The sequence below is a fragment of the Roseburia hominis genome, from assembly GCA_040702975.1.
In the GTDB taxonomy this organism is placed as follows: domain Bacteria; phylum Bacillota; class Clostridia; order Lachnospirales; family Lachnospiraceae; genus Allocoprococcus; species Allocoprococcus hominis_A.
Genome location: CP159990.1, coordinates 3,171,815 through 3,191,313 on the forward strand (window position 1 = coordinate 3,171,815; position 19,499 = coordinate 3,191,313).

A 19,499-nucleotide genomic window follows, 5' to 3' on the forward strand; every position below is an offset into this window, starting at 1 on the left:
ACTTTTCTCTCCTATTCTCCTATATGAAACACTTTTGTCCCAATTACAATGATTGCGCTTGCCACAATAATAATCGTTCCAAACCCAGCCAAGCCTCGATAAACACTAAATTTGTCCGGAAGCAACATTGATACGATTAATCCGGAAAGCACTCCGATAATAAATGCAATCACAAGCAGTACTTTCCCTTTCCATCCATTATTTCTCATAATTAGTTCCTTTCTTCTTCCCTGCATGGAAGACGTTTCATTTTTTGTATATCTGCAAGTAATATCTTTGTCAAAACCGAACCCGTGTCGTGATCTGACAAATAACGATACAACGCTGTCTCATAATCCCTGTAATGACTGTTCTGCAGATAATCGATCGCCGCTGACAGTCTTTTTGCAACACTGCCTTTTGCATATTCTTCTTGTAACAGTTCTAATGTTTTTAAAATATCTTCTGTTTGTTGGTACGTCCGATCAAGTTTCTGATAGAATTCTGCCGGAAATATTACTTTTCCCAGTCGTTTGGTATATAACGGCCGTTTTGATTTTCCGAACCACAATATTAAACACACAATCAAACTGATTCCCGCTAAAATTCCCAGTACAGTCCCTGTTCCTATATATTGTAAGGCTGTCATAACATCACTCCCTATCCTTCCAGAAAGCAGTTACTGATTTCTTCTACCTTGCTCATCAATACATCCGGCGCAATCTGATTTGTAAAATATCCTGATGCGTATACTTTCTGCTCCTGTGATTCATACCAGAATTTTGCTTCCGGATGCTTTTGGTTCATCCGTTCCAGGCATTTCTGCAGCGCTCTGCTATTTTTGCGCTTCACAGATAACTCAAAACACGCAGGATTGGAAAATAGAAATACATACTCCATTCCTCGAAGTGATAAATGTAACTGTTCTCCTTCTGCGGAATGTCGAATTTCTGAACTTTCATATTTTCGCCCATTCTTTGCCAGATAATTCTGTAGCACAGATGCCGTCAATTCTTCATAAACAGGCTTTGATGTTTGCCCTTCTACGGATACTGAGGGGGGGATTGTTGTTTCAAACACTGCTGTCGCACTTTCCGGTACTTCTCCTGTTTCATCAGGAGTAGTTCCCTGACTACTCCGATGCAGCTGTGCAATCAGCTCCATGAGATGCTTACGCTCATCTTCTAATTTGACAATCTGCTGTGCAAATTTTTCTTCTTCCTGTTGTAAATTTTCTCTTTCTTCCAACAACTGCTTATTTTCCTCCTGCAGCGAACACTTTGAGCTTTTTAACTGTCTTACTTGCTCCTGAAGTACTTCCATCTGTTGTTGTAACTCTGAAACCTCCTGTTTATTATTGGACGTACCGCCCTCCAATAATGCAGTAAAGAATTCTCCAGCTTTTGTACTGCTTTCTCCCTGACGTTCCAATAACAGTCCAAGCATTCCTAATCTATGCTCGTACTCCTCGCTGAGTTGTCTTACTTTGAGCCTTTCATTTTTTGCTCCTTCTACTTCTACACGCAGTCTTGCTTCTAAAACTTCTCTTTGCTTCTGAAAAACATTCTGGTCTTCTTCCAGTTTTTTTCTTGCCTGCTTTTCATCCTCAAACCAGTCTTTCAGCATTGCTTCACGCTGATTCTGTTCTTCTTCCTGTAAGTTCAGTTTTTCTGCTTTTTGATCCAGATTTCTTTTATCTTTTCGAATCTGCTCTAACAAAACCTTCAGCTCTTTCCGCTGTTTTTCATATTCCGCTTCCCGGCGAACAAATAAAGTTTCCCGCTCCTCATACATTTTGCTCATTTCTTCAAGAAATGAAGTTCCCTGTGCCTTTATCTGATTCTGATTGCTCATTTTGCTCCCTTCTTTCGTGATAAATTTCGTAACCTAATGACGATTGTACTTGAAACACCAAGCAGAACAGAATAAAACAAAAACCGCTCTACTTCTCCCGTTTTTGGTACTGGTTCTATTGCTTGCTGCGTTTTTCCCTCGTTCTGTTGTATTTCTTGCTGTTTATTATCTAATACGCTGTTATCTTCTTGCGGATAGTGTTCTGCGCTTTCCAACTTCTTTTCTGAACTCTCTTTCTTATGCTGATGCAACTTACTTCCTGTTTCCATACAATACGCAGCTCCCCATAAACAAAAACCACACATACACAGCAATAGCAGTGAGATAACTATTCTCTTCATTTTACACACCTTCTATAGAATCAGTTTTTCTTTTACTGCATAGCAGCTCACAACCAACCGCTGATTTGTTCTTCGATAACCAATACAAGTTGCCAACACCACTTGCTGCGCACTAGTTTCTTCTGAAGTTTGAAACACTTCATCATCTTTGTCACATTGAAATACACTTTCTACTTCTAATTCTTTGCTACGTATTGGTGTATATAGATAAATCTTTTTGTGGGTACTGAAAAACTCAGCATCCTGATACTGATCTAACTCTCCAAACATCTGTCCAGAACGCGTATTATGACCGAAAAGGCAAACATTTTCAGACAATGCTTCGTTTGTATCTGCATAAGTAAAAATAGAGCCGAGCGTGCTTCTCTTTCCTTCAAAATCACGATTCAGATACTCTGTATCGCTATTTCCTTTCAGCACCGGATAATCAATCTGTGTTCCTGGTATATAAATCCATCCAACAATTTCCGGATTGATCTGACGAAGTGTTATAAAATCAATTTGCCTATTAAGCGCTTCTGTCTCCGTCTGTGGTTTCGTCTCTTCCTTCACTACTGCCTGAATAATTGCTTCCTGCTTTTGTACTGCCTCTGAAAAAGGCTGGTGTTCCTGGTAAGCTAATACTGCAAATCCAATTCCAACAATTCCACAACATACAGCTCCAAAGTTCCATAATCTATCTCGCATGTTTTCGTTTCCTTTTCCAACCGATCCAAATACAACCACTACAACAGAAGAAACATATAAGAGCTCCCAAGATATAGTGTCCCCGCTGATCATCCAATCCTGTCTGTGGCGCTGTTTTTTCCTCTTCTTCTGGCCGTGGGGTATGTTTTGGCATAATAGAAACGTCATATTTCATTTCCTGATCCTGATCACTCCAAGTAGGAATCGCAATTAAAGTTGGTTCGATCATATCATAAACTTCAACATCTTCTGCGTGAATCAGATAGACGCCCACTGCCAACTCTTTAAAAAGAACTCGCCCTGATTCATCTGTTGTTTCAGAGTGTCCTGTCTGATGTTTTATCTGACATAAGCTTTCTGCCGCCTGCTTCATTTGTTGTGAATTTTCAATCTCATTTAATTCTACATTTGCAGTCGCAAATCCTTCTAATAGTTTATAGTTTCCAGCCACCACCTCTGCTACTTTGGTACAGTAGAAACGGATATTTTGCTTATTTGTACCGTTTTTTCCATCTGTCAGCTGTACCTGAATACTTCCCCGCTGTTCTGAAGCCAACATTTCCAGCTGTTCTGATGGTGGAAATATTTGCTCTCCTGATTCTGATTCTGTCTGTTCAATCATAAGTTCTTCTTCTGTGATCTGATCCGCAGTCTGTTCCTTCTCCGTTTCTGCAGCAAACACTGGCACTGCAGCAAATAGCACCCAAAAAGCTATCACTGCACAGCCCGCTTCAAATTTTCTCATTTTCATAATCTTGATGCCTCCTGTCATGTAGATAAAAACCAATCGCAATCAATAACAGTACAAATGGAAGTGCTGTAATTGCAATCTCCCGGAAAGATGGAATTGCCTGTTGGATTTCTTCATGGATTATTTTCTCATACGCAACCCTTCGTCCTGTCACAATCAAACGATGCGAATTAATGCCATATGGTGTACATGTAATCAAAGAGACCAAATCCCTTTCAGGCTGTATTTCCAATTTTGATACTTCCTCTGGTGTCACGGTCTGCACCTCATCTACTTTATAAGCTAATGTTTCTTTCCCGATTCGGATGAAAAACAAATCTCCCATTTTCATTTCATCTAAACGAACAAGTAGTTTTGCACTTGGCAACCCTCGGTGCCCTGTTAAAGCACAATGGGTATTCGAACCGCCTACTGGAAGGCTTGTTCCCTGTAAATGCCCAATACCGTCCGACAGTACTTCATCTTCTGTTCCATGATAAATCGGAAGCTCCACATTAATTTTCGGAATATCCAAACTTCCCATAATTCCAGTTTGAGACAGATTTAATTGAGATTGATAACTTTTATCACTTAACATTGTCATGTCAGAATGATCTACCACTGCCCCTTCTGTCTGATACAGCATCTCATTGTATTGCTCTGCATTCTTCCACATTTCTTTTAGCTTTGAGTTTTCCTCTTCCATAACTGCTTTCTGATATGTTGCAACGGCGTCCTGCTGACGCCGCTGCGAAACTATGCTATGAATAATTGGAAAGCAACAAAGCAAGAAACCGATCAGAAATATGATCTTCCACTTTCTGTTCATAATGTTTTACAGTTTTTCTTCCTTTCGTTTCCTGCTCTTCACAAGTGCTCCTGTCATTAATACGGTTCCGACTGTGATAATGATAGTCAATGCCGGTGTTCCAGTAATCGGAAGCTTCTTTCCAACTTTATTGATGATTGTTAGATTTGCAGAACCTTCCTCTACATTTGTTTCTAACTCTTTATCTTCTGATAAACCAATTCCATCAAAAAAGGTTTTGATATTTGCAGAAGCATCAAATGACACCAGCGTTTTTTCTGTTGCACCATCACCTTTGATATAGCTGTCACGATCTTTAGTAAAAGTCGCGGTCAGTTCCAATTTAATTGGATCAAGTAGTGGGCGATATCCATCTGGTGCATCTGTTTCTTTTAGATAATAAATACCACTGTCTAATCCAAAAATCGTAAAAGTTCCATTGGCATCAGATACCATTTCTACAGCTGTAGTCGGGCGATTTCCTCCAGTATGATCTGTCCCACCCACAGCATCTCTGTTAATAACGATGTAGCCGTCATTTCCAGCTTTTACAAATACTTCATTTTTACATGCTTCATCGCTATATAAACGAAATTTTGCACCTGCAAGTACTTTATCGTGATCATTTGTTTTCAATGGATTTAAACGATAAGTAAAACAAACAACTGTGTCCCACGGGGTATATCCAGTACTTCCATCTCCTTCCGAATCCGCATCATTCGAAAATTCCAGGCGAACATCATTTTCAAATCCAGGACGTCCTGTATCTTCGGCAGCTTTCTCATTCAAAGTAGCTGCATATGTCAAAACAACTTTCTGTCCATAAATATTTTCCTGTTTCTGATTCATCTGATCGAATTCTCGATCCACAATCGCTTTCAAATCAGTAATAGCGACCATAAACGTATCGCCATTTCCAGGTTTTTCTGTTACGGCATATTCAGATGATGCCAGTGTATAGGTCTTAGCTTTTCCGGCAATAGTTCCGCTGATCTGAATTTGAACACTGTCTTTCTGGAATGTCAATGCCGGACTCATTACATCATGCCATGCATAATAGTAAGTATCATAGCCATTCATATCTGGCACATTGGATGTGAATTGGTATGGAACATTCTGGCCGATTTCGTAATCACCAATATCATTCCAACGATCAACATTTGAAATGTCTTTACACTTATCATCTTCCTGAATTTTCTTTGTAACAGATGGATAATCTGATTTAATTGTAATTTGAGCAGTCGGATTTGCTGTATCTACCATGCAAAGAGAGCCGGCAGAGTGCGTATCTTCCACTTTTGAAATTTCATCAATGATATAATATCCATAAGCCAAACCATCCAACCGGATTGTATTTTCTGCACCAGACATGACATTTTTTACTGTTACGGTAGCACTTGCAATATTTAGACGTTCAATTTCATTTCTCAGATCTTCCACAAAATAGCGGAACTTACTATAACGTCCTTCCAGCTCCTGTGGTGCAGTAACACCCTCTACCGGATGACTGTTTAACGTCTGAATATAGTCAATAGCCATATATTCTGTTACCTGATCAGCTGTAGTTGGTTTCCCTGATTTTGACAATGCTTTCGCAACTACATTTTTAATTGCTGGTGCATACACTGGATTAAATGTATAATTGATAGACTCCCCGCCTTTTGCATTTTCCGCGAAAAAAATCTGATACACACGGAACTGTTTTCCAACTAATGTCTGTCCACTGTTTCCTTTAATATCAATATGTGCTCCGCCTTGTCCAAAATCTGCAATACCATTTACCGTGTTATAGTTTTGTCCGCTTGCAGCATGTACTACTGCCACGTCTCCCGGAAAAAGATTCGGAAGATCTGCTGAAAATCCGCTCAATGCCATTGCACCGGCAATTATCATAACCATTTTTTTACAATTTTTCTTTTTCATGATGACGTTTCCCCTTTCTCTCAGCTCCGATTGCCCCTAACATACATAGGATTCCTGTGCCAGTAACTGCCGCTGTTAATGGCGTTCCTGTTTCCGGCAATACAACAGATGTATGGTTGATTACTTTTAAGTTCGTTTCAATCTGATTTGGTGTACCAGTAATAGCAAAATCGCCGGTTGTCTCTGTATGTACCTGACCATTGACATGATATTCTAACTGTGTTCCCTGATACGTTAAATAAATTTCATAAATAACTGCTTTTCCGTCTGCTGTTAATGGGAGCCGATAGCCCTTTGGCGCTTTTATTTCCTTCAAATAATATCTCTGGTCAAGAAGCAATTCTGAAAATTTTGCTGTTCCATCCTTTCCTGTGGTAGCCCGTCCGACTTCTGTCTGACAATTTTTATCCTGATAAAGAGCAAATTCCGCTCCTTCTAGGTGTGTTCCTTTTTCATTGACCTTTGTAAGCTTCAGCACAAATGGAGACCTGGCATCCTCCACAGTCAGTTCTGCATATCCTTTTTGAGCTTGAAATTCAATCGAATTCCCCGTTGCCGTATTCTGATCCAATACGATTGTTCCGTCCTGTTTGACTGTAAATGTTACTTTTCCCGGATTTACCACATAGCCTGCCGGTGCTGCTGTTTCCCGAATGGTATGTTTCCCAAACATAAGCCCTTTTATCTCGCAGACACCTTTCGCATCTGTTTGAAACGTCTTTTTAGATCCATCCGGATAAGCTATCTCAAAAGTAGCACCTTCAATCAGAATGTCCTTTCCCTGCTCTTTCTTGATGATCTTCAGCTTTATAATCTGTTCTGGTATTTTTGGAGCATTATAAGTATAAACAAATTCAGAACCATCATTGTTGCTCGTAATCGGAACGACATAAAGTTCCGGATTCAACAGATACCCCTGTGGAGCCTGTTTTTCCTGAATGGTAAGTGTTCCAATTGGGAGCGATGGAGTACCTGATGGCGATAAATATAAGTCATCTCCTGACTCTAAATATTGAGCTTCATAATAACAATAACCATTCTCATTTGTCCTGAAAATCCATGTTCGTACTGGTTTTTTTCCGGTTGCTCCTGGATCTGAGTTGGATGGTGTACCACTATAAAACTTTACTTCAAATAACGCTCCCTCTAAAGATGCGCTTCCCTGTGGTTTATTCTGATTAGTTTCTTTGTCAATTTTTCCAAGTAATACGCCTACCGGGTCCATTGTTGGCCGATCGGTAACTTTTAATACATAGGTAGAACCTGTCTGAACCTGAATTTCATATACTTTTTTATCCAGTGCAAATCCTTTTGGCACTTTGATCTCTTTTACAAAATAAGTTCCAGCTGATAGTGTTACAACATTAGATTCTCCAGCTTCATTTGTGATCATTTTATCGACAAGCGTACTGCAGCTTTTCTCCTTATAAATGCCATACTCTGCATCTTTTAAGGAGTAGCATGTGTTCCCCTGTGTAATTTCCGGATTGGCTGACTGCTTTTTTACCTGGCAAGAACCCTGACTTAACCAACGAACAGAAAAACTAATTGGAGTTACCTGATCTTTGGTATATGTTAATCCACCAATATCCTGATCTCCGCCTCCTTCAATCACTAATGCTGTGTATCTTCCATCAATTGAACCTTTGATATCATTCCACTCCATTAAACCGTTTACTTTGGAAGAATCAGCACTGAACTGAAATGTATCGTTCCCCCATACTGAAACTAATTGATTATTCCCCGCAATTTCTTGATTTTTTGTCCAGTTATGAAGCTTCACTCCTTCTGGAAGATACAGCTTAATCTCATTTCTTGAATCCCCGGAAATAGTAAACTGATCTGTAATCTGTTTGTTTGGATCTATTTCTGTCCAGATCCGGGCATCTCTATGCGATGGCGTAATACTCAGTGAACCATTTGGTGGATCAGAATAATTTCTCAACAACGCATTATAAATGTCAATTGCACCTTCCATCGTATCCTGTCCTACCCCATGAAATGCATCCTGATTTGGATTATATGCATAAGAAACAATGATATGGCTGATCGCATAGCATGTATCATCGTTAAAGATTGGTGGGAAGATTGCATCCCTAACTTCTTGTGACCACCCCGGTCCTCCCGGAAGATAATACAGGCACTTCGTTAAAGCTTGATTATTCCATAATTCTGCGATATGTCCTCCATTTCCCGGTGTGCTTTTGATTGGCTCCAAGCAATATGATAACTGCCCATTAATATAAAAATAATTTGTAGACCAGCCTCCATAATTTACTTTTTTTCCTACTGTCAATGTCACATTTTGCGACTTCGTCAATAATTCCTCACGAAGTCCAGCAGTCAAAATAGTTCTTTTCTCTTCTTCTGGAAATATTTCCTCTAAATCTACTGTTTTTTCTTTTTCTTCGATAGAGACAGACACCTTAGATGGTTGCATTTCTAATGTTTCTGATTCCTTAGCATTTACAGTCTGTATTTGAAACAGTATAGCGAAACACAAACCTAACAGTAAAATCAACACACCGATTCCGGTTTGGAACAGCTTGCATTTTCTTTGATACATTTTGTTGTTCCTCCTTTTTTCATTTACTTTTTCACAATACGTTTTCTGGCGGCGCACGTTTTTTTCTCTGCATCCTGAACACCTCTTTTCTCTGATAAATGGGTACAAAAAAGGAATCCCTTCATAAGTGATTCCTTTTACCGCTCTTTTGAGCGTTACCTTATATCATTTTCTAAGTATATCATAGCAGATTCAAAATTTTATCTCTAGGTTACTTTAGGTACAGATTCCCCAACTACTTTTCTTTATTATGCGGATTTCGTTGCCCCACATCCAGAACAGTGATATCCAGTAATAACTGTTTCATCCCAAGCAGCTTGATCTACTACCCAACGTTCTCCATATTCTGCATCATGATGTATATAGCTGATTTCTTCTCGCGTATCATACTCCGTATGATGTCCACCGCCTTCTCCCTTTATTGCATGTTGATAAGCATGATCTCCCGCAAATCCTGTAACATTTGCACCGCATACATTACAGCAATCCCATGCATAATCTACATACTCTACCACTTTTTCGTCCCATGCTTCTTTTATCACATATTTTTCCATATGCCCTTTTTCTTCATGGTGTACGACCGTTGTATTTGCAATCCAATTATGTTTATGCTCTGGTTTTGGCTTTTCCTCTGTTGTTCCAGATGGTTTTGAAGGCTTTGGTTTTTCCTCAGTCGATCCAGACGGTTTCGAGGGCTTCGGTTTCTCCTCAGTTGATCCAGACGGTTTCGAAGGCTTTGGTTTCTCCTCAGTCGATCCAGATGGTTTCGAGGGTTTCGGTTTCTCCTCAGTTGATCCAGACGGTTTTGAGGGCTTCGGCTTCTCCTGTGTTGTGTTGAATGTTTTCGAGGGTTTTTTATTTATCTCCGCTGCACCAGATGATTGTGATGTTTTTTTCGTAGAAGACTTATTGCCCGACTTTTTCTTACTGCTCTTCTCATCTAAAATCTTAGACGTTCTCTCATCTTTTTCTTTGACTGTTTTTTTCTCATTCGAATCTTTTTCTTCAGATTTCACATCCTCCTTTTTCGATATTTTGGAAGTTTCCGATTTTTCAGTATCTTTCTGAACGAGCTTCTTCTGATCAGCTAACTCTGATACCGTAACCTGATTTTCTGCTTTCTCTCCACAGCCCGGCACAAAAACAAGTAATCCAGTCATTATAATTACTAATACCTTTTTGAGTTTCATAACTATATTCCTTTCTGCAAATCGCTAACTGATATTTTTCGTTGCATCTTCTTGCTCTTTTTCTAATGCCTGTAATTTTTCTTCTACAGCCAGTTTTACAAATGTGCCACATTGAAATCCTAATTTTTGAATCCGTTCCTTTGTTCCGGGGGGAAAGACGGATTAATCCGTTCAATATATTCTTCATATCGCTTGGATGCTCTTCTTCGTGCTTCAGATGTTTTATAAACTTTTTCTTCTGTAATGATAATTTTTTCATTTCCAAATTCCATATTACTTCCTCCTTTTATATCAGTGCATTACATTTCTCACTCTCAGAATAATATCAGTGCATGATATTGTCAAGTCTTTTTATACAAATCTTGTTTTGAAGATCCTATGGAAATAGATTTGAATCATAGCATGTTAGAAGGAATTTTATACTAGAATAAATATACCGTCCTCTGATTCTTAAAAAATCTGCAATAAATATCAGCATTTCTGAAAATAAATAATAGTAAAAAATTAGACTTCCCTTCTTATCATGCACACTCTTTTTAGACTAGAAATTCCTTTGAAAGTTATCTGACGTTCTTTTTTAGACTATGAAAAAGAAAAATACCTGTTTTTTAGACCAGAAAAACAGAAAAATCTACCTAATATCTATATGTCTACGAAATCTTAAGAACTCACACGTTTAAAATAAACTGGGAAATTTCAAAAAATATGTTGGAATGAAAATTGATTTGAATTTTAGATAGCAGAAAGAACCGCGACACTATTACCGCAGCAAAAGACTTAAATTCGTTCCAGATTCAGCTCTTTTCGGATGAGCTTATGAAAATATTTGATTTGAAATAACAGCGTTGGCTCTAAAACATGATAGTTCATCAACAGACGCTGAAAAAATTCAAATACATTTTGTCCGGTACAGGAAATTTCTTTTTGATACTGGTGCATTAGTATACCGAGATCTAACGCATCTGTAGTATGTTCGATAGTAAGTTTTGCCCGGCGAAGCAGTACTTTCCCAAGATATTCCCGCTTCTGTTCAGCTGCAGAATATGGTACTTTTATTGTCTGTTTTTTCTTACAACAAGAATTCCGTTTTACTTTTTCAAAAAGTTTTCCTCCGATATAACAAATATAATATTTTCCGTTTTGAGAAAAAATATGAAAGTATTTTTTCATTGTTCGAAGATAATTTTGGATTGTTCTATGTGAGACATGAAATTTTTTACCATATTGTGAATAGAACTCTTCTACACTAATGATTCGTTTCCCTCTGTTTAACTTCGTTGAACGTATCAAGTCAAGCAGCATATATTTTTCATGACTTTTCAATGCATAGAATTCTTTCGTCCGAAAAATAGCCAGATTCATATTAATATAATCCGGCTGATCTTGTTTAGAGAACCCCTCATTGTCTAATACAGTAATATCAAAATCCCCTTTCATTTCCTGACTGCTTGAGATTAACTTTTGCTTCTGCAAAGAATCTAATGCATTATAAAAAGTCTGTTTACTTGTAAAACCAAGTTCTTTCATGAATTCTTTATAATATGCACCAATGACTTTCCCGCATTCATCCTGATAGCGCACTAGGAGTAGAAAGATATTCATTTCCATTTTGCTTAATCTATTTAATTTTAATAGCGTATGATAGCATAATTGCATGAAGTTCTTCCTCCTGTTATCTTCTGTTGTACCGAAATTCGGTACATTTTATATGTATTCTTTTGATATACCGGAGAGCGGAGAACTCCCCGGTATCCAAAAACATACATTGCACACATAATCTATGTATGCAGACTGTCTTGTGCCTTCGCGGACAACAGACTTCTCTTCATAATTTGAGAATCTGCAAGACAGTGACCAAATTTACCACTCCATCTCCATAATATCAAGCAGATTATACAGTTCTTTTACTGTTTTATTGTCTTTTTCTTTTGGGTATGCATCCACATACTTCTCCATTACTCGTATCATCTCGCCTACCTCTGCCCTGCTCTCAAACTGAATTTTATCCATTTCTTTTTTCATACCGTCTCCTGCCTTTCTCATATATGACCAAATTACTTTTTATCTCTATTTTGAATTTCGTTCAGTAAATCTGCCGCAAAAAGTAATCCAACAATTAATAAACCAAATTCTATCGCTAAACTCCAGATTTGATCAGAAAAATATTTTTCAAGAATCTGGATGATCCCAATAATCATCAGAAATCTCACTAATTTTATTAATAGTTCTTGATATCTCTTCATCTTTTCTATTCCTCACATACTTCCAACCATAACATGCAAAAACCTTTTTTTAATGCGCGCTCTGTATCTGCTGAAATTTTGTTAATAATTTTTACACTTCTCTCTTCTCCATGACACTGTAATTTCACAGTACTCCCCAAACACAAAACTGCCTGATCTTTTGTAAACAAATAGGAATGTTGTCCGGAGATTATTTTCTGATAAACCGGAGATTCTAATTCTAACAAAAGAATTTCTGAAATCACTTTTTCTTCCGGAACTCCCGTTTGCTCTTCTGCTTTATGTTCAAATATCTGCTGTTCTTGCTTATATTTTTTTATTTCTACATCCGTCAGAATCCCTTGTTCCAATAGCTGCTCTTGCGTCTCTTCCGGTAGACTAGCAAGTGTAACAGCTGCGCTCTTTTTGATCGTCCCATGCTTAAATGCTTCCATTGCTTTATCACTTAGATTTTTTGAAATTTTCTGGTATTCTCCAACTGTTGTTTTTTTCATTTGAAACTGCTTTGCAAGACGGTCAACCATCCTTCCTCTTTGCATGTCCGGAAATTCTTCTGGATAGTGTTTCAAAAGATACTGCATCCGCTCTAACTTATGCATTGTTTCATATGGTGTTTCTTCATGATGACCATTACTGCTGTAAACTTCAAACTCTGCTTTTACATCACTAATATTTTTTTCAATGCACGGCAAAAACTCAAATTGTTTTTTTCCACGTTGTTCTACAAGCAGCTTACATGCTGCTGTTCGCTTATGACCTGCAATAATTTCATACTCATCTGTATCTGTTTTCCGTACAAGTATATCCTGCAATACTTCACCGCTTGCTTCGATTAGATCTGCTAATGCCTGAATTTCTTCCTCATCTTTTGCCTCACAATACTGATCCTTATTCGTTTTTAATTTTGTATAATGAATCCATTTTGTAATCCGCTTCGGATGAACTTCTTTTCTTACATCTTCTTTTTGAAATACATTGGAAATCTTAGCCATGCTCTTACCCCCATTCTGCAATCAATTCTTTCGCAAGTTCAAGAAAATCTTCTGCAACGGTGCTGTGCTTTCTGTGTCGCAAGACAGGCTTATATTGTAACAATGCATTATCCACAACAGCTGAACGGCTAATACAAGTATCAAGTATCGGATACATATGTTTTTCTAGTAAATCCTGCATGGTACTGCGTTGTGCTTTTGTATTTGCCACCATATTGGCACAGATTTTCCATTTAAAATGATCTGTATTCTCTATAAAATTTTCATAAACATGCTCTACAAGAGCTAAATTATCACGGCAGTAATTATCAAATTTGATTGGTGTCAGCAACAAATCTGCAACTTCCACAGCATTTTGTGTTAAAATATCGAATACAGGGCGCGTATCAATAATACAATAATCATACACTTTCTTTAACTTTTGAAATGCCTTACTAAGTGATGATTGATCACAGCAAGTAAGCTCTGCATCTCCACGAATCACATCAATCTTCTGATATTTTGTGCGATAAATAACCTGATTGATCCGCTCCGGTACATGTAATAAATCTTGCACCGTATAACCACTCTGAGAAACTTTTGCAAAATATCTTGTACAATTACACTGTGGATCTAAATCAATAACCAATACCTTGTTTCCTAAAATTGACAGACTGTAAGCAAGGTTTACTGTTACAGTCGTCTTCCCTACGCCACCTTTTAAATTTCCAACGACGATTGTTTTCATGCTACTTCTCCTTTTTGTACCGAATTTCGGTACGTTTGTATGTTTTTGGTTTTTTATAAAAATGTTACTTTGACTTTGTACCGAATTTCGGTACAAAACATGTTTCTTAATCAAACATGGATAACTGTTCATATCCGTGCCTTTTTGTTTGCGACTTCTTTTTTCTAACTTGCTGCTCTGAATAATGTAAAATCTGTGCATTTGTAAGATGACTTTCATATAATAGCTGTATCTGCTCAATCGCATATTTACGCTTAGATTCAAAAATACGATGATTTAATCCAGACTCTTGTTCTACTGCCTTATAAGGAAGCTTTTGCACATAGAGCCGATCTAGTATATCGTACTCTAATCCCTGTAATGCTTGAAAGCATATGTAAAGCCGATTGACTCCTTCTGCTAATGTAGATAAAATTGACATTTCATCTGCCAGATCTTGTTCTTTTTCCTTGATCAGTTGCTGATATCTGATGTAAACATCCGCTAATTCTGCATTATGCAAATCACGTTTTGCAAAAGAAGCTACCTCTATCAACTGATCATTTGTTTCCTCCGCAAGTTTTCGAATATCTATAATTCTCCTATGAATCTGCTTTACCAGTTCACGATGATGTTTCAAAATTTCCTTTATCTTTTGATCATTTATCCGCATGGTTTGATCCTGTTCTGAAATCTGAAACGTCATATTTTCGTTATCCATGTGTTCTTTATCAATTAACTGATATGTTTCATGTTCCATAATTCACTCCCTATTCCAGAAATTCGAAACACAATCTTTACATTTTATTTTTTATCCTTTACAATATAGTTGTAATGAATATAAAATTATTGTTAAGAGAGACGCTCCATTCGTGGGCGTTTTTCTTATTCATCCCTCCTTTTAAAAGCCTACGCCCGTTTTCTTCTGAGTTCTTCTTTTAATTCAGGAAAATATTTTTCTACTCGTTCTATCGGCATTTCTGCAGCTCGCGCAATCTCATATTCACTTGCCTCTGGTTTCAACCTGATACAACACCGTATAATTTTACGATAAACATCTTGTCGATTTCTCCTTGACTCTTCTATTGTACTTTTGATATGATTTTTCTTTTTCAATAACATATCTTTTTCTGCCGCATCAGCAGTATACTGTCCAGCTGGAAGTCTTTTTAATTCACGCCCTACAGATGTAGCTGTTTTTTCTAATGTAAATGCAATTTCAGTTGTAGTAGCTCCAGATTTGTACATTTTTTCAATAATTTTCCGATCTTCAAATGTAAAGTGCTTATATGACATATATGCCTCCTTTCCTTATATTTACTGGTTTTTTTGCAACTAAAAAAAGTGTACAAAGAACAATTAACTTGTTCTTTATACACTTACTTTACACTTTATGTTGCAGCTCAGCCCACCGGCTGAACTGTAACCTTTTTATCTTTTTGAATTCTCTTCCAGAATCAAGTGCGCCTTCCCCTTGATTCTCTGAAGCGCATTGTCAATCGCTTTCGGACTCTTATCCATCAAGTCAGCGATTTTCAAATAATCCATTCCCAGCAAATGAAGGTACAATACGCGATTTTCCAGCTTGCTGAGCCTGTTTTTTAGTTCCTCTTCGAAGGCATTGGCATACTCATTGCCAAGCAGAAGTTCCTCCGGATTACTGTCCGCTCCCGCCTCAATAGTCTCAGCCAGCGGCACTCCCTCCCCCTTGTCACTCCCTTCCGCATAAGAATAAATCGACACATAAGAATTTAGAGGAATGTGCTTCTTCCTCTGCGCCGCTTTGATGGCGCTATACATCTGTCTCGACACGCACAGCTGTGCAAAGCTCTGAAAAGACGCTCCGGCCTCCCCGTCATAGTCCTGCACCGCCTTGAACAGCCCGATCATGCCCTCCTGGATCAGATCGTCATTCTCGCCGCCCAGCAAATACATCGCTTTTGCCTTCTGGCGCACCATTCCTTTATACTTCTCCATCAGATAATCGGTGATCGGCTTCTCCCCGTCACGCAGCCTTACGATCAACTGTTCATCCGTCATTGCTTCATAATTCACGCTCACGGTCCACACTCCTAGCTAAGTCTCTGCCGGACAATCTCATAGGCAAGCACTCCTGCTGCCACAGACGCATTCAGTGAATCTATATCTCCCTTCATAGGAATAGAGGCCGTCATGTCACAGGTCTCTCTGACAAGGCGGCCCACGCCTTCGCCCTCATTTCCGATTACCAGCCCAATTGGGCCTTTCAGATTTACACGATACATCACGTCTCCATCCATATCCGCACAGACGAACCAAAGTCCCTTTGCTTTCAGTTTCTCCATCGTCTTCACCAGATTGGTGACCTTAGCCACCGGAGTATAATTCAGCGCCCCCGCCGATGTCTTTGCGACCGTCGCCGTCAGCCCGGCCGCGCGGCGTTTGGGTATGATCACGCCATGCGCTCCCGCAAGGTTCGCTGTACGGATGATCGCTCCCAGATTATGCGGGTCCTCAATATTATCCAGCAGAATCAGGAACGGATCCTCCCCTTTCTTTCTGGCCAGCTCCAGCATATCCTCCACCTGCGCGTACTCATATGCTGCCGCCACTGCGATCACACCCTGATGCTTCCCCGACTGGGAAATCTGATTCAACCGTTCTTTTGTCACAAACTGCAAAATCGTATCATGCTTTTTTGCCTCACGCACAATGGTGCGTACAGGGCCGTCCTGACAACCGTCCAGAACATACAATTTATCGATCGGCCTCCCCGAACGGAATGCTTCGATCACCGCGTTTCTTCCCTCAATCTGCTGGCACGACTCCTGCTCCCTGTCAAACGCTTCCGCTTTGTTTTCCTGCCTGTTTTCCCTGCTCATCTTTTTTCCCAATCTTTCTATATTCTTGTCCTGTTTTTTTCATCGCCACAGCATTTCCCGCACATTCCCGCCAAACGCTATGCCTCTTCTTTTTCTTCCAAATGCTTTAACCCGATTGCCACCAGTTCCAGGATCCTCTCCCAGTCATTTTTCAGGTACAGCCACCCAATCAGGGCCTCAAAGCCGGTAGCCCGGCGATAGTCTGTCAGAGTCTGATGCTTTGCCGGGGAGACGGATTTGGCGTTCCTTCCCCTCTTATACACAGCATGCTCTTCCTCCGTCAGGAGCGGCTGCAATACGCGCATCATCTCCGACTGGGAGCTGGCCTGAACGATACTGCTGGTCTCCTGATGGAGCTTTTTCACCTGCTTATTTCCTCTGCTCACCACCAATGTGCGAATCAGCAGATCGAACACACTATCCCCGATATATGCGAAAGCAAGAGGTGAATAGTTCTGAATATCCACCTCTTCCATGTCCAGGAATTCCCGCATATAAGGTATATCAAATCCTATGCTTTTTTCCATTGTACTCCTTCTCTCGTATCCTTGAGAATGATTCCCTTTGCCAGAAGCTCGTCACGGATCGCATCCGCTTTTGCGAAATCCTTTGCTTTCCTTGCCGCCTGTCTCTCCTCGATCAATCGCTCGATCTCGGCATCCAGCATCTCCTCCTGCTTATTCACGATCAGGCCCAGAACGTCCGAAAGTGTCACAATCTGGTCCATCAGACTCTGCAGATACTCCCGTGAGCTTTCAGAAGAAGCCGTGGTGTTGGCGTATTTTACCAGTTCAAAGATTGCCGCGACCGCATCGGCCGTATTGAAATCATCCTCCATGGAAGACTCAAACTCATCTACATATTCTTTTGTCTTTGCAAATGCTTCCTTCTCCGCATCCGTCATCGCCTCTGTCTTTACTGCGCCCAGCAGGTGCTTCAGATTATCCACCGCATTTACGATCCTCTCCAGGCCGTTCTTCGACGCCTCCATCAAATCGGCGCTGAAATTCAGCGGACTCCTGTAGTGCGCGCTGAGCATGAAGAACCGAAGCACCTGAAGATCATACTGCTCGCTGATCTCACGCACGGTGCGGAAATTCCCCAGAGATTTTGACATCTTATGGTTATCAATATTTAAAAATGCATTGTGCATCCAATATTTTGCAAACTCCTTGCCATTTGCCGCCTCGCTCTGGGCAATCTCATTTTCATGATGCGGGAATACCAGATCCTCTCCGCCCGCATGGATGTCGATCTGCTCTCCCAGATATTTTCGGGACATCACAGAACACTCAATATGCCAGCCCGGACGCCCGTCGCACCAGGGAGACTCCCATGCCGGCTCGCCTTCTTTTTTGGGTTTCCAGAGAACGAAATCCAACGGATCTTCCTTCTCATCTTCTCCGGTAACCAAAAGGGAACGATTTCCCGAACGCAAATCATCCAGATTCTTGTGTGAAAGTTTTCCATACTGTTCAAATCTTCTGGTGCGGAAATATACCGTACCGTTCTTCTCATACGCATAGCCCTTGTCGATCAGGGTTTGAATCATCTCGATCATACCGCAGATTTCCTCTGTGGCAAGCGGATGCACCGTCGCCGGCTTTACATTCATGCCCGCCATATCCTTTTTGCACTCCGCAATATATTTCTGCGATATTTCCTGGGCGGATACGCCTTCCTCGATCGCCCTCTTGATGATCTTATCATCTACGTCCGTGAAATTGGAAACAAAATTCACTTCATAGCCTTTATACTCAAAATAACGGCGCACCGTATCGAACACGATCATCGGTCTTGCATTTCCAATATGAATAAAATTATAGACGGTAGGTCCGCAGACATACATTTTGACCTTGCCTTCCTCTAATGGAATAAACTCTTCTTTTTTCTTTGACAGTGTGTTAAATACTTTCATGTGTCTCTCCTTCTTTCATTTGATTCAATGTATTTTCCAATTCATCCAACTTTTTCTTAAGTCTCAGATTATCCGAACGCAGCTCTCTGATATCGCCCAGCACCGGATCGGGCAGATGCACCTGATCCATATCGGAACGGGGAATTTTCTGATCTCCCATGCGGACCACACGCCCCGGAACGCCCACCACAGTACAGTTCGGAGGTACCTCTTCGATCACCACAGATCCCGCGCCAATCTTGGAATTTCTTCCAACGGTAAAGGAACCGATCACTTTCGCCCCGGCACTGACCATGACGTTATCCTCCAAAGTCGGGTGACGCTTCCCTTTCTCCTTGCCGGTTCCGCCTAACGTCACTCCCTGATAGAGCGTGACATTATTTCCCAAAATGGCCGTCTCCCCTATGATCACGCCGCTGCCATGATCGATGAACAGACCTTTCCCGATCTGCGCACCGGGGTGAATCTCGATCCCGGTCTTTCTGGCTGCTCTCTGGGAAATCCAGCGGGCCAGAAAATAATGTTTCTTCTTATATAATCTATGCGCGACCCTATAATGCAGGATTACTTTGAAACTGGGATAAAGCAGCACTTCCATGTTGGACTTGATCGCAGGATCCCGTTCCCTGATTACTGCTATTTCTTCCTTAATATAAGAAATCATTCCCATAAATCTCTCTCCTTCCAAAATGCTACCGATA

The 19,499-nt window shown here is 40.1% G+C and carries 23 protein-coding genes; all 23 read right to left on the minus strand.

Annotation, left to right across the window (positions count from 1 at the left end; all coding sequences use genetic code 11):
* Positions 1-11: 11 nt before the first annotated feature.
* A complete protein-coding gene (locus tag ABXS75_14680; protein XCP84299.1) occupies positions 12-209 on the minus strand; it encodes a hypothetical protein in 198 nt (65 codons plus the stop codon).
* 2 nt (positions 210-211) lie between these two features.
* Positions 212-628, minus strand: coding sequence for a hypothetical protein (locus ABXS75_14685; protein XCP84300.1), 417 nt, complete (start codon positions 626-628; stop codon positions 212-214).
* Positions 629-639: 11 nt separating this feature from the next.
* Entirely contained in the window at positions 640-1,833 is a 1,194-nt protein-coding gene (locus ABXS75_14690) for a hypothetical protein (protein ID XCP84301.1), read from the minus strand.
* Complete coding sequence (locus ABXS75_14695) at positions 1,830-2,174, minus strand: hypothetical protein (protein ID XCP84302.1); 345 nt, start codon at positions 2,172-2,174, stop codon at positions 1,830-1,832. Before ABXS75_14695 ends, ABXS75_14690 begins: the two co-directional genes overlap by 4 nt.
* Before the next feature lie 12 nt (positions 2,175-2,186).
* On the minus strand, positions 2,187-2,861 hold the full coding sequence (locus tag ABXS75_14700; GenBank protein ID XCP84303.1) for a class B sortase: 675 nt from the start codon (positions 2,859-2,861) through the stop codon (positions 2,187-2,189).
* Positions 2,851-3,612, minus strand: a complete 762-nt coding sequence (locus ABXS75_14705) for a hypothetical protein (protein XCP84304.1) — start codon at positions 3,610-3,612, stop codon at positions 2,851-2,853. The genes ABXS75_14700 and ABXS75_14705 overlap by 11 nt, the downstream gene beginning before the upstream one ends.
* A complete protein-coding gene (locus tag ABXS75_14710) occupies positions 3,593-4,420 on the minus strand; it encodes a class C sortase (GenBank protein ID XCP84305.1) in 828 nt (275 codons plus the stop codon). Before ABXS75_14710 ends, ABXS75_14705 begins: the two co-directional genes overlap by 20 nt.
* A 6-nt stretch (positions 4,421-4,426) precedes the next feature.
* Entirely contained in the window at positions 4,427-6,322 is a 1,896-nt protein-coding gene (locus tag ABXS75_14715; protein ID XCP84306.1) for an isopeptide-forming domain-containing fimbrial protein, read from the minus strand.
* On the minus strand, positions 6,303-8,888 hold the full coding sequence (locus tag ABXS75_14720) for a SpaA isopeptide-forming pilin-related protein (protein XCP84307.1): 2,586 nt from the start codon (positions 8,886-8,888) through the stop codon (positions 6,303-6,305). The genes ABXS75_14715 and ABXS75_14720 overlap by 20 nt, the downstream gene beginning before the upstream one ends.
* Positions 8,889-9,136: 248 nt before the next feature.
* Positions 9,137-10,078, minus strand: a complete 942-nt coding sequence (locus tag ABXS75_14725; protein XCP84308.1) for a hypothetical protein — start codon at positions 10,076-10,078, stop codon at positions 9,137-9,139.
* A 119-nt stretch (positions 10,079-10,197) separates the two neighbouring features.
* Positions 10,198-10,350: a hypothetical protein gene (locus ABXS75_14730; protein XCP84309.1), complete on the minus strand. Its 153-nt coding sequence runs from the start codon at positions 10,348-10,350 to the stop codon at positions 10,198-10,200.
* 505 nt (positions 10,351-10,855) lie between these two features.
* Positions 10,856-11,734, minus strand: a complete 879-nt coding sequence (locus ABXS75_14735; GenBank protein ID XCP84310.1) for a hypothetical protein — start codon at positions 11,732-11,734, stop codon at positions 10,856-10,858.
* 204 nt (positions 11,735-11,938) lie between these two features.
* On the minus strand, positions 11,939-12,100 hold the full coding sequence (locus tag ABXS75_14740; protein ID XCP84311.1) for a hypothetical protein: 162 nt from the start codon (positions 12,098-12,100) through the stop codon (positions 11,939-11,941).
* Between the two features lie 32 nt (positions 12,101-12,132).
* On the minus strand, positions 12,133-12,321 hold the full coding sequence (locus ABXS75_14745) for a hypothetical protein (GenBank protein XCP84312.1): 189 nt from the start codon (positions 12,319-12,321) through the stop codon (positions 12,133-12,135).
* 5 nt (positions 12,322-12,326) lie between these two features.
* Positions 12,327-13,313, minus strand: a complete 987-nt coding sequence (locus tag ABXS75_14750; GenBank protein ID XCP84313.1) for a ParB N-terminal domain-containing protein — start codon at positions 13,311-13,313, stop codon at positions 12,327-12,329.
* 4 nt (positions 13,314-13,317) lie between these two features.
* A complete protein-coding gene (locus tag ABXS75_14755; protein XCP84314.1) occupies positions 13,318-14,040 on the minus strand; it encodes a ParA family protein in 723 nt (240 codons plus the stop codon).
* Positions 14,041-14,146: 106 nt separating this feature from the next.
* On the minus strand, positions 14,147-14,779 hold the full coding sequence (locus ABXS75_14760; GenBank protein ID XCP84315.1) for a hypothetical protein: 633 nt from the start codon (positions 14,777-14,779) through the stop codon (positions 14,147-14,149).
* 149 nt (positions 14,780-14,928) lie between these two features.
* Positions 14,929-15,315 (minus strand): helix-turn-helix domain-containing protein, encoded by a 387-nt coding sequence (locus ABXS75_14765; GenBank protein XCP84316.1) that lies wholly within the window; start codon positions 15,313-15,315, stop codon positions 14,929-14,931.
* A 135-nt stretch (positions 15,316-15,450) separates the two neighbouring features.
* The gene (locus tag ABXS75_14770) at positions 15,451-16,059 is read right to left on the minus strand and encodes a sigma-70 family RNA polymerase sigma factor (protein XCP87164.1); all 609 of its coding nucleotides are present in this window, start codon (positions 16,057-16,059) and stop codon (positions 15,451-15,453) included.
* Between the two features lie 32 nt (positions 16,060-16,091).
* Complete coding sequence (gene rlmB, locus ABXS75_14775) at positions 16,092-16,880, minus strand: 23S rRNA (guanosine(2251)-2'-O)-methyltransferase RlmB (GenBank protein XCP84317.1); 789 nt, start codon at positions 16,878-16,880, stop codon at positions 16,092-16,094.
* Positions 16,881-16,957: 77 nt separating this feature from the next.
* Positions 16,958-17,407, minus strand: coding sequence for a ribonuclease III domain-containing protein (locus ABXS75_14780; GenBank protein XCP84318.1), 450 nt, complete (start codon positions 17,405-17,407; stop codon positions 16,958-16,960).
* A complete protein-coding gene (cysS, locus tag ABXS75_14785) occupies positions 17,392-18,798 on the minus strand; it encodes a cysteine--tRNA ligase (GenBank protein ID XCP84319.1) in 1,407 nt (468 codons plus the stop codon). Before cysS ends, ABXS75_14780 begins: the two co-directional genes overlap by 16 nt.
* Positions 18,785-19,468, minus strand: a complete 684-nt coding sequence (gene epsC / locus ABXS75_14790; protein XCP84320.1) for a serine O-acetyltransferase EpsC — start codon at positions 19,466-19,468, stop codon at positions 18,785-18,787. The genes cysS and epsC overlap by 14 nt, the downstream gene beginning before the upstream one ends.
* Between the last annotated feature and the right edge of the window lie 31 nt (positions 19,469-19,499).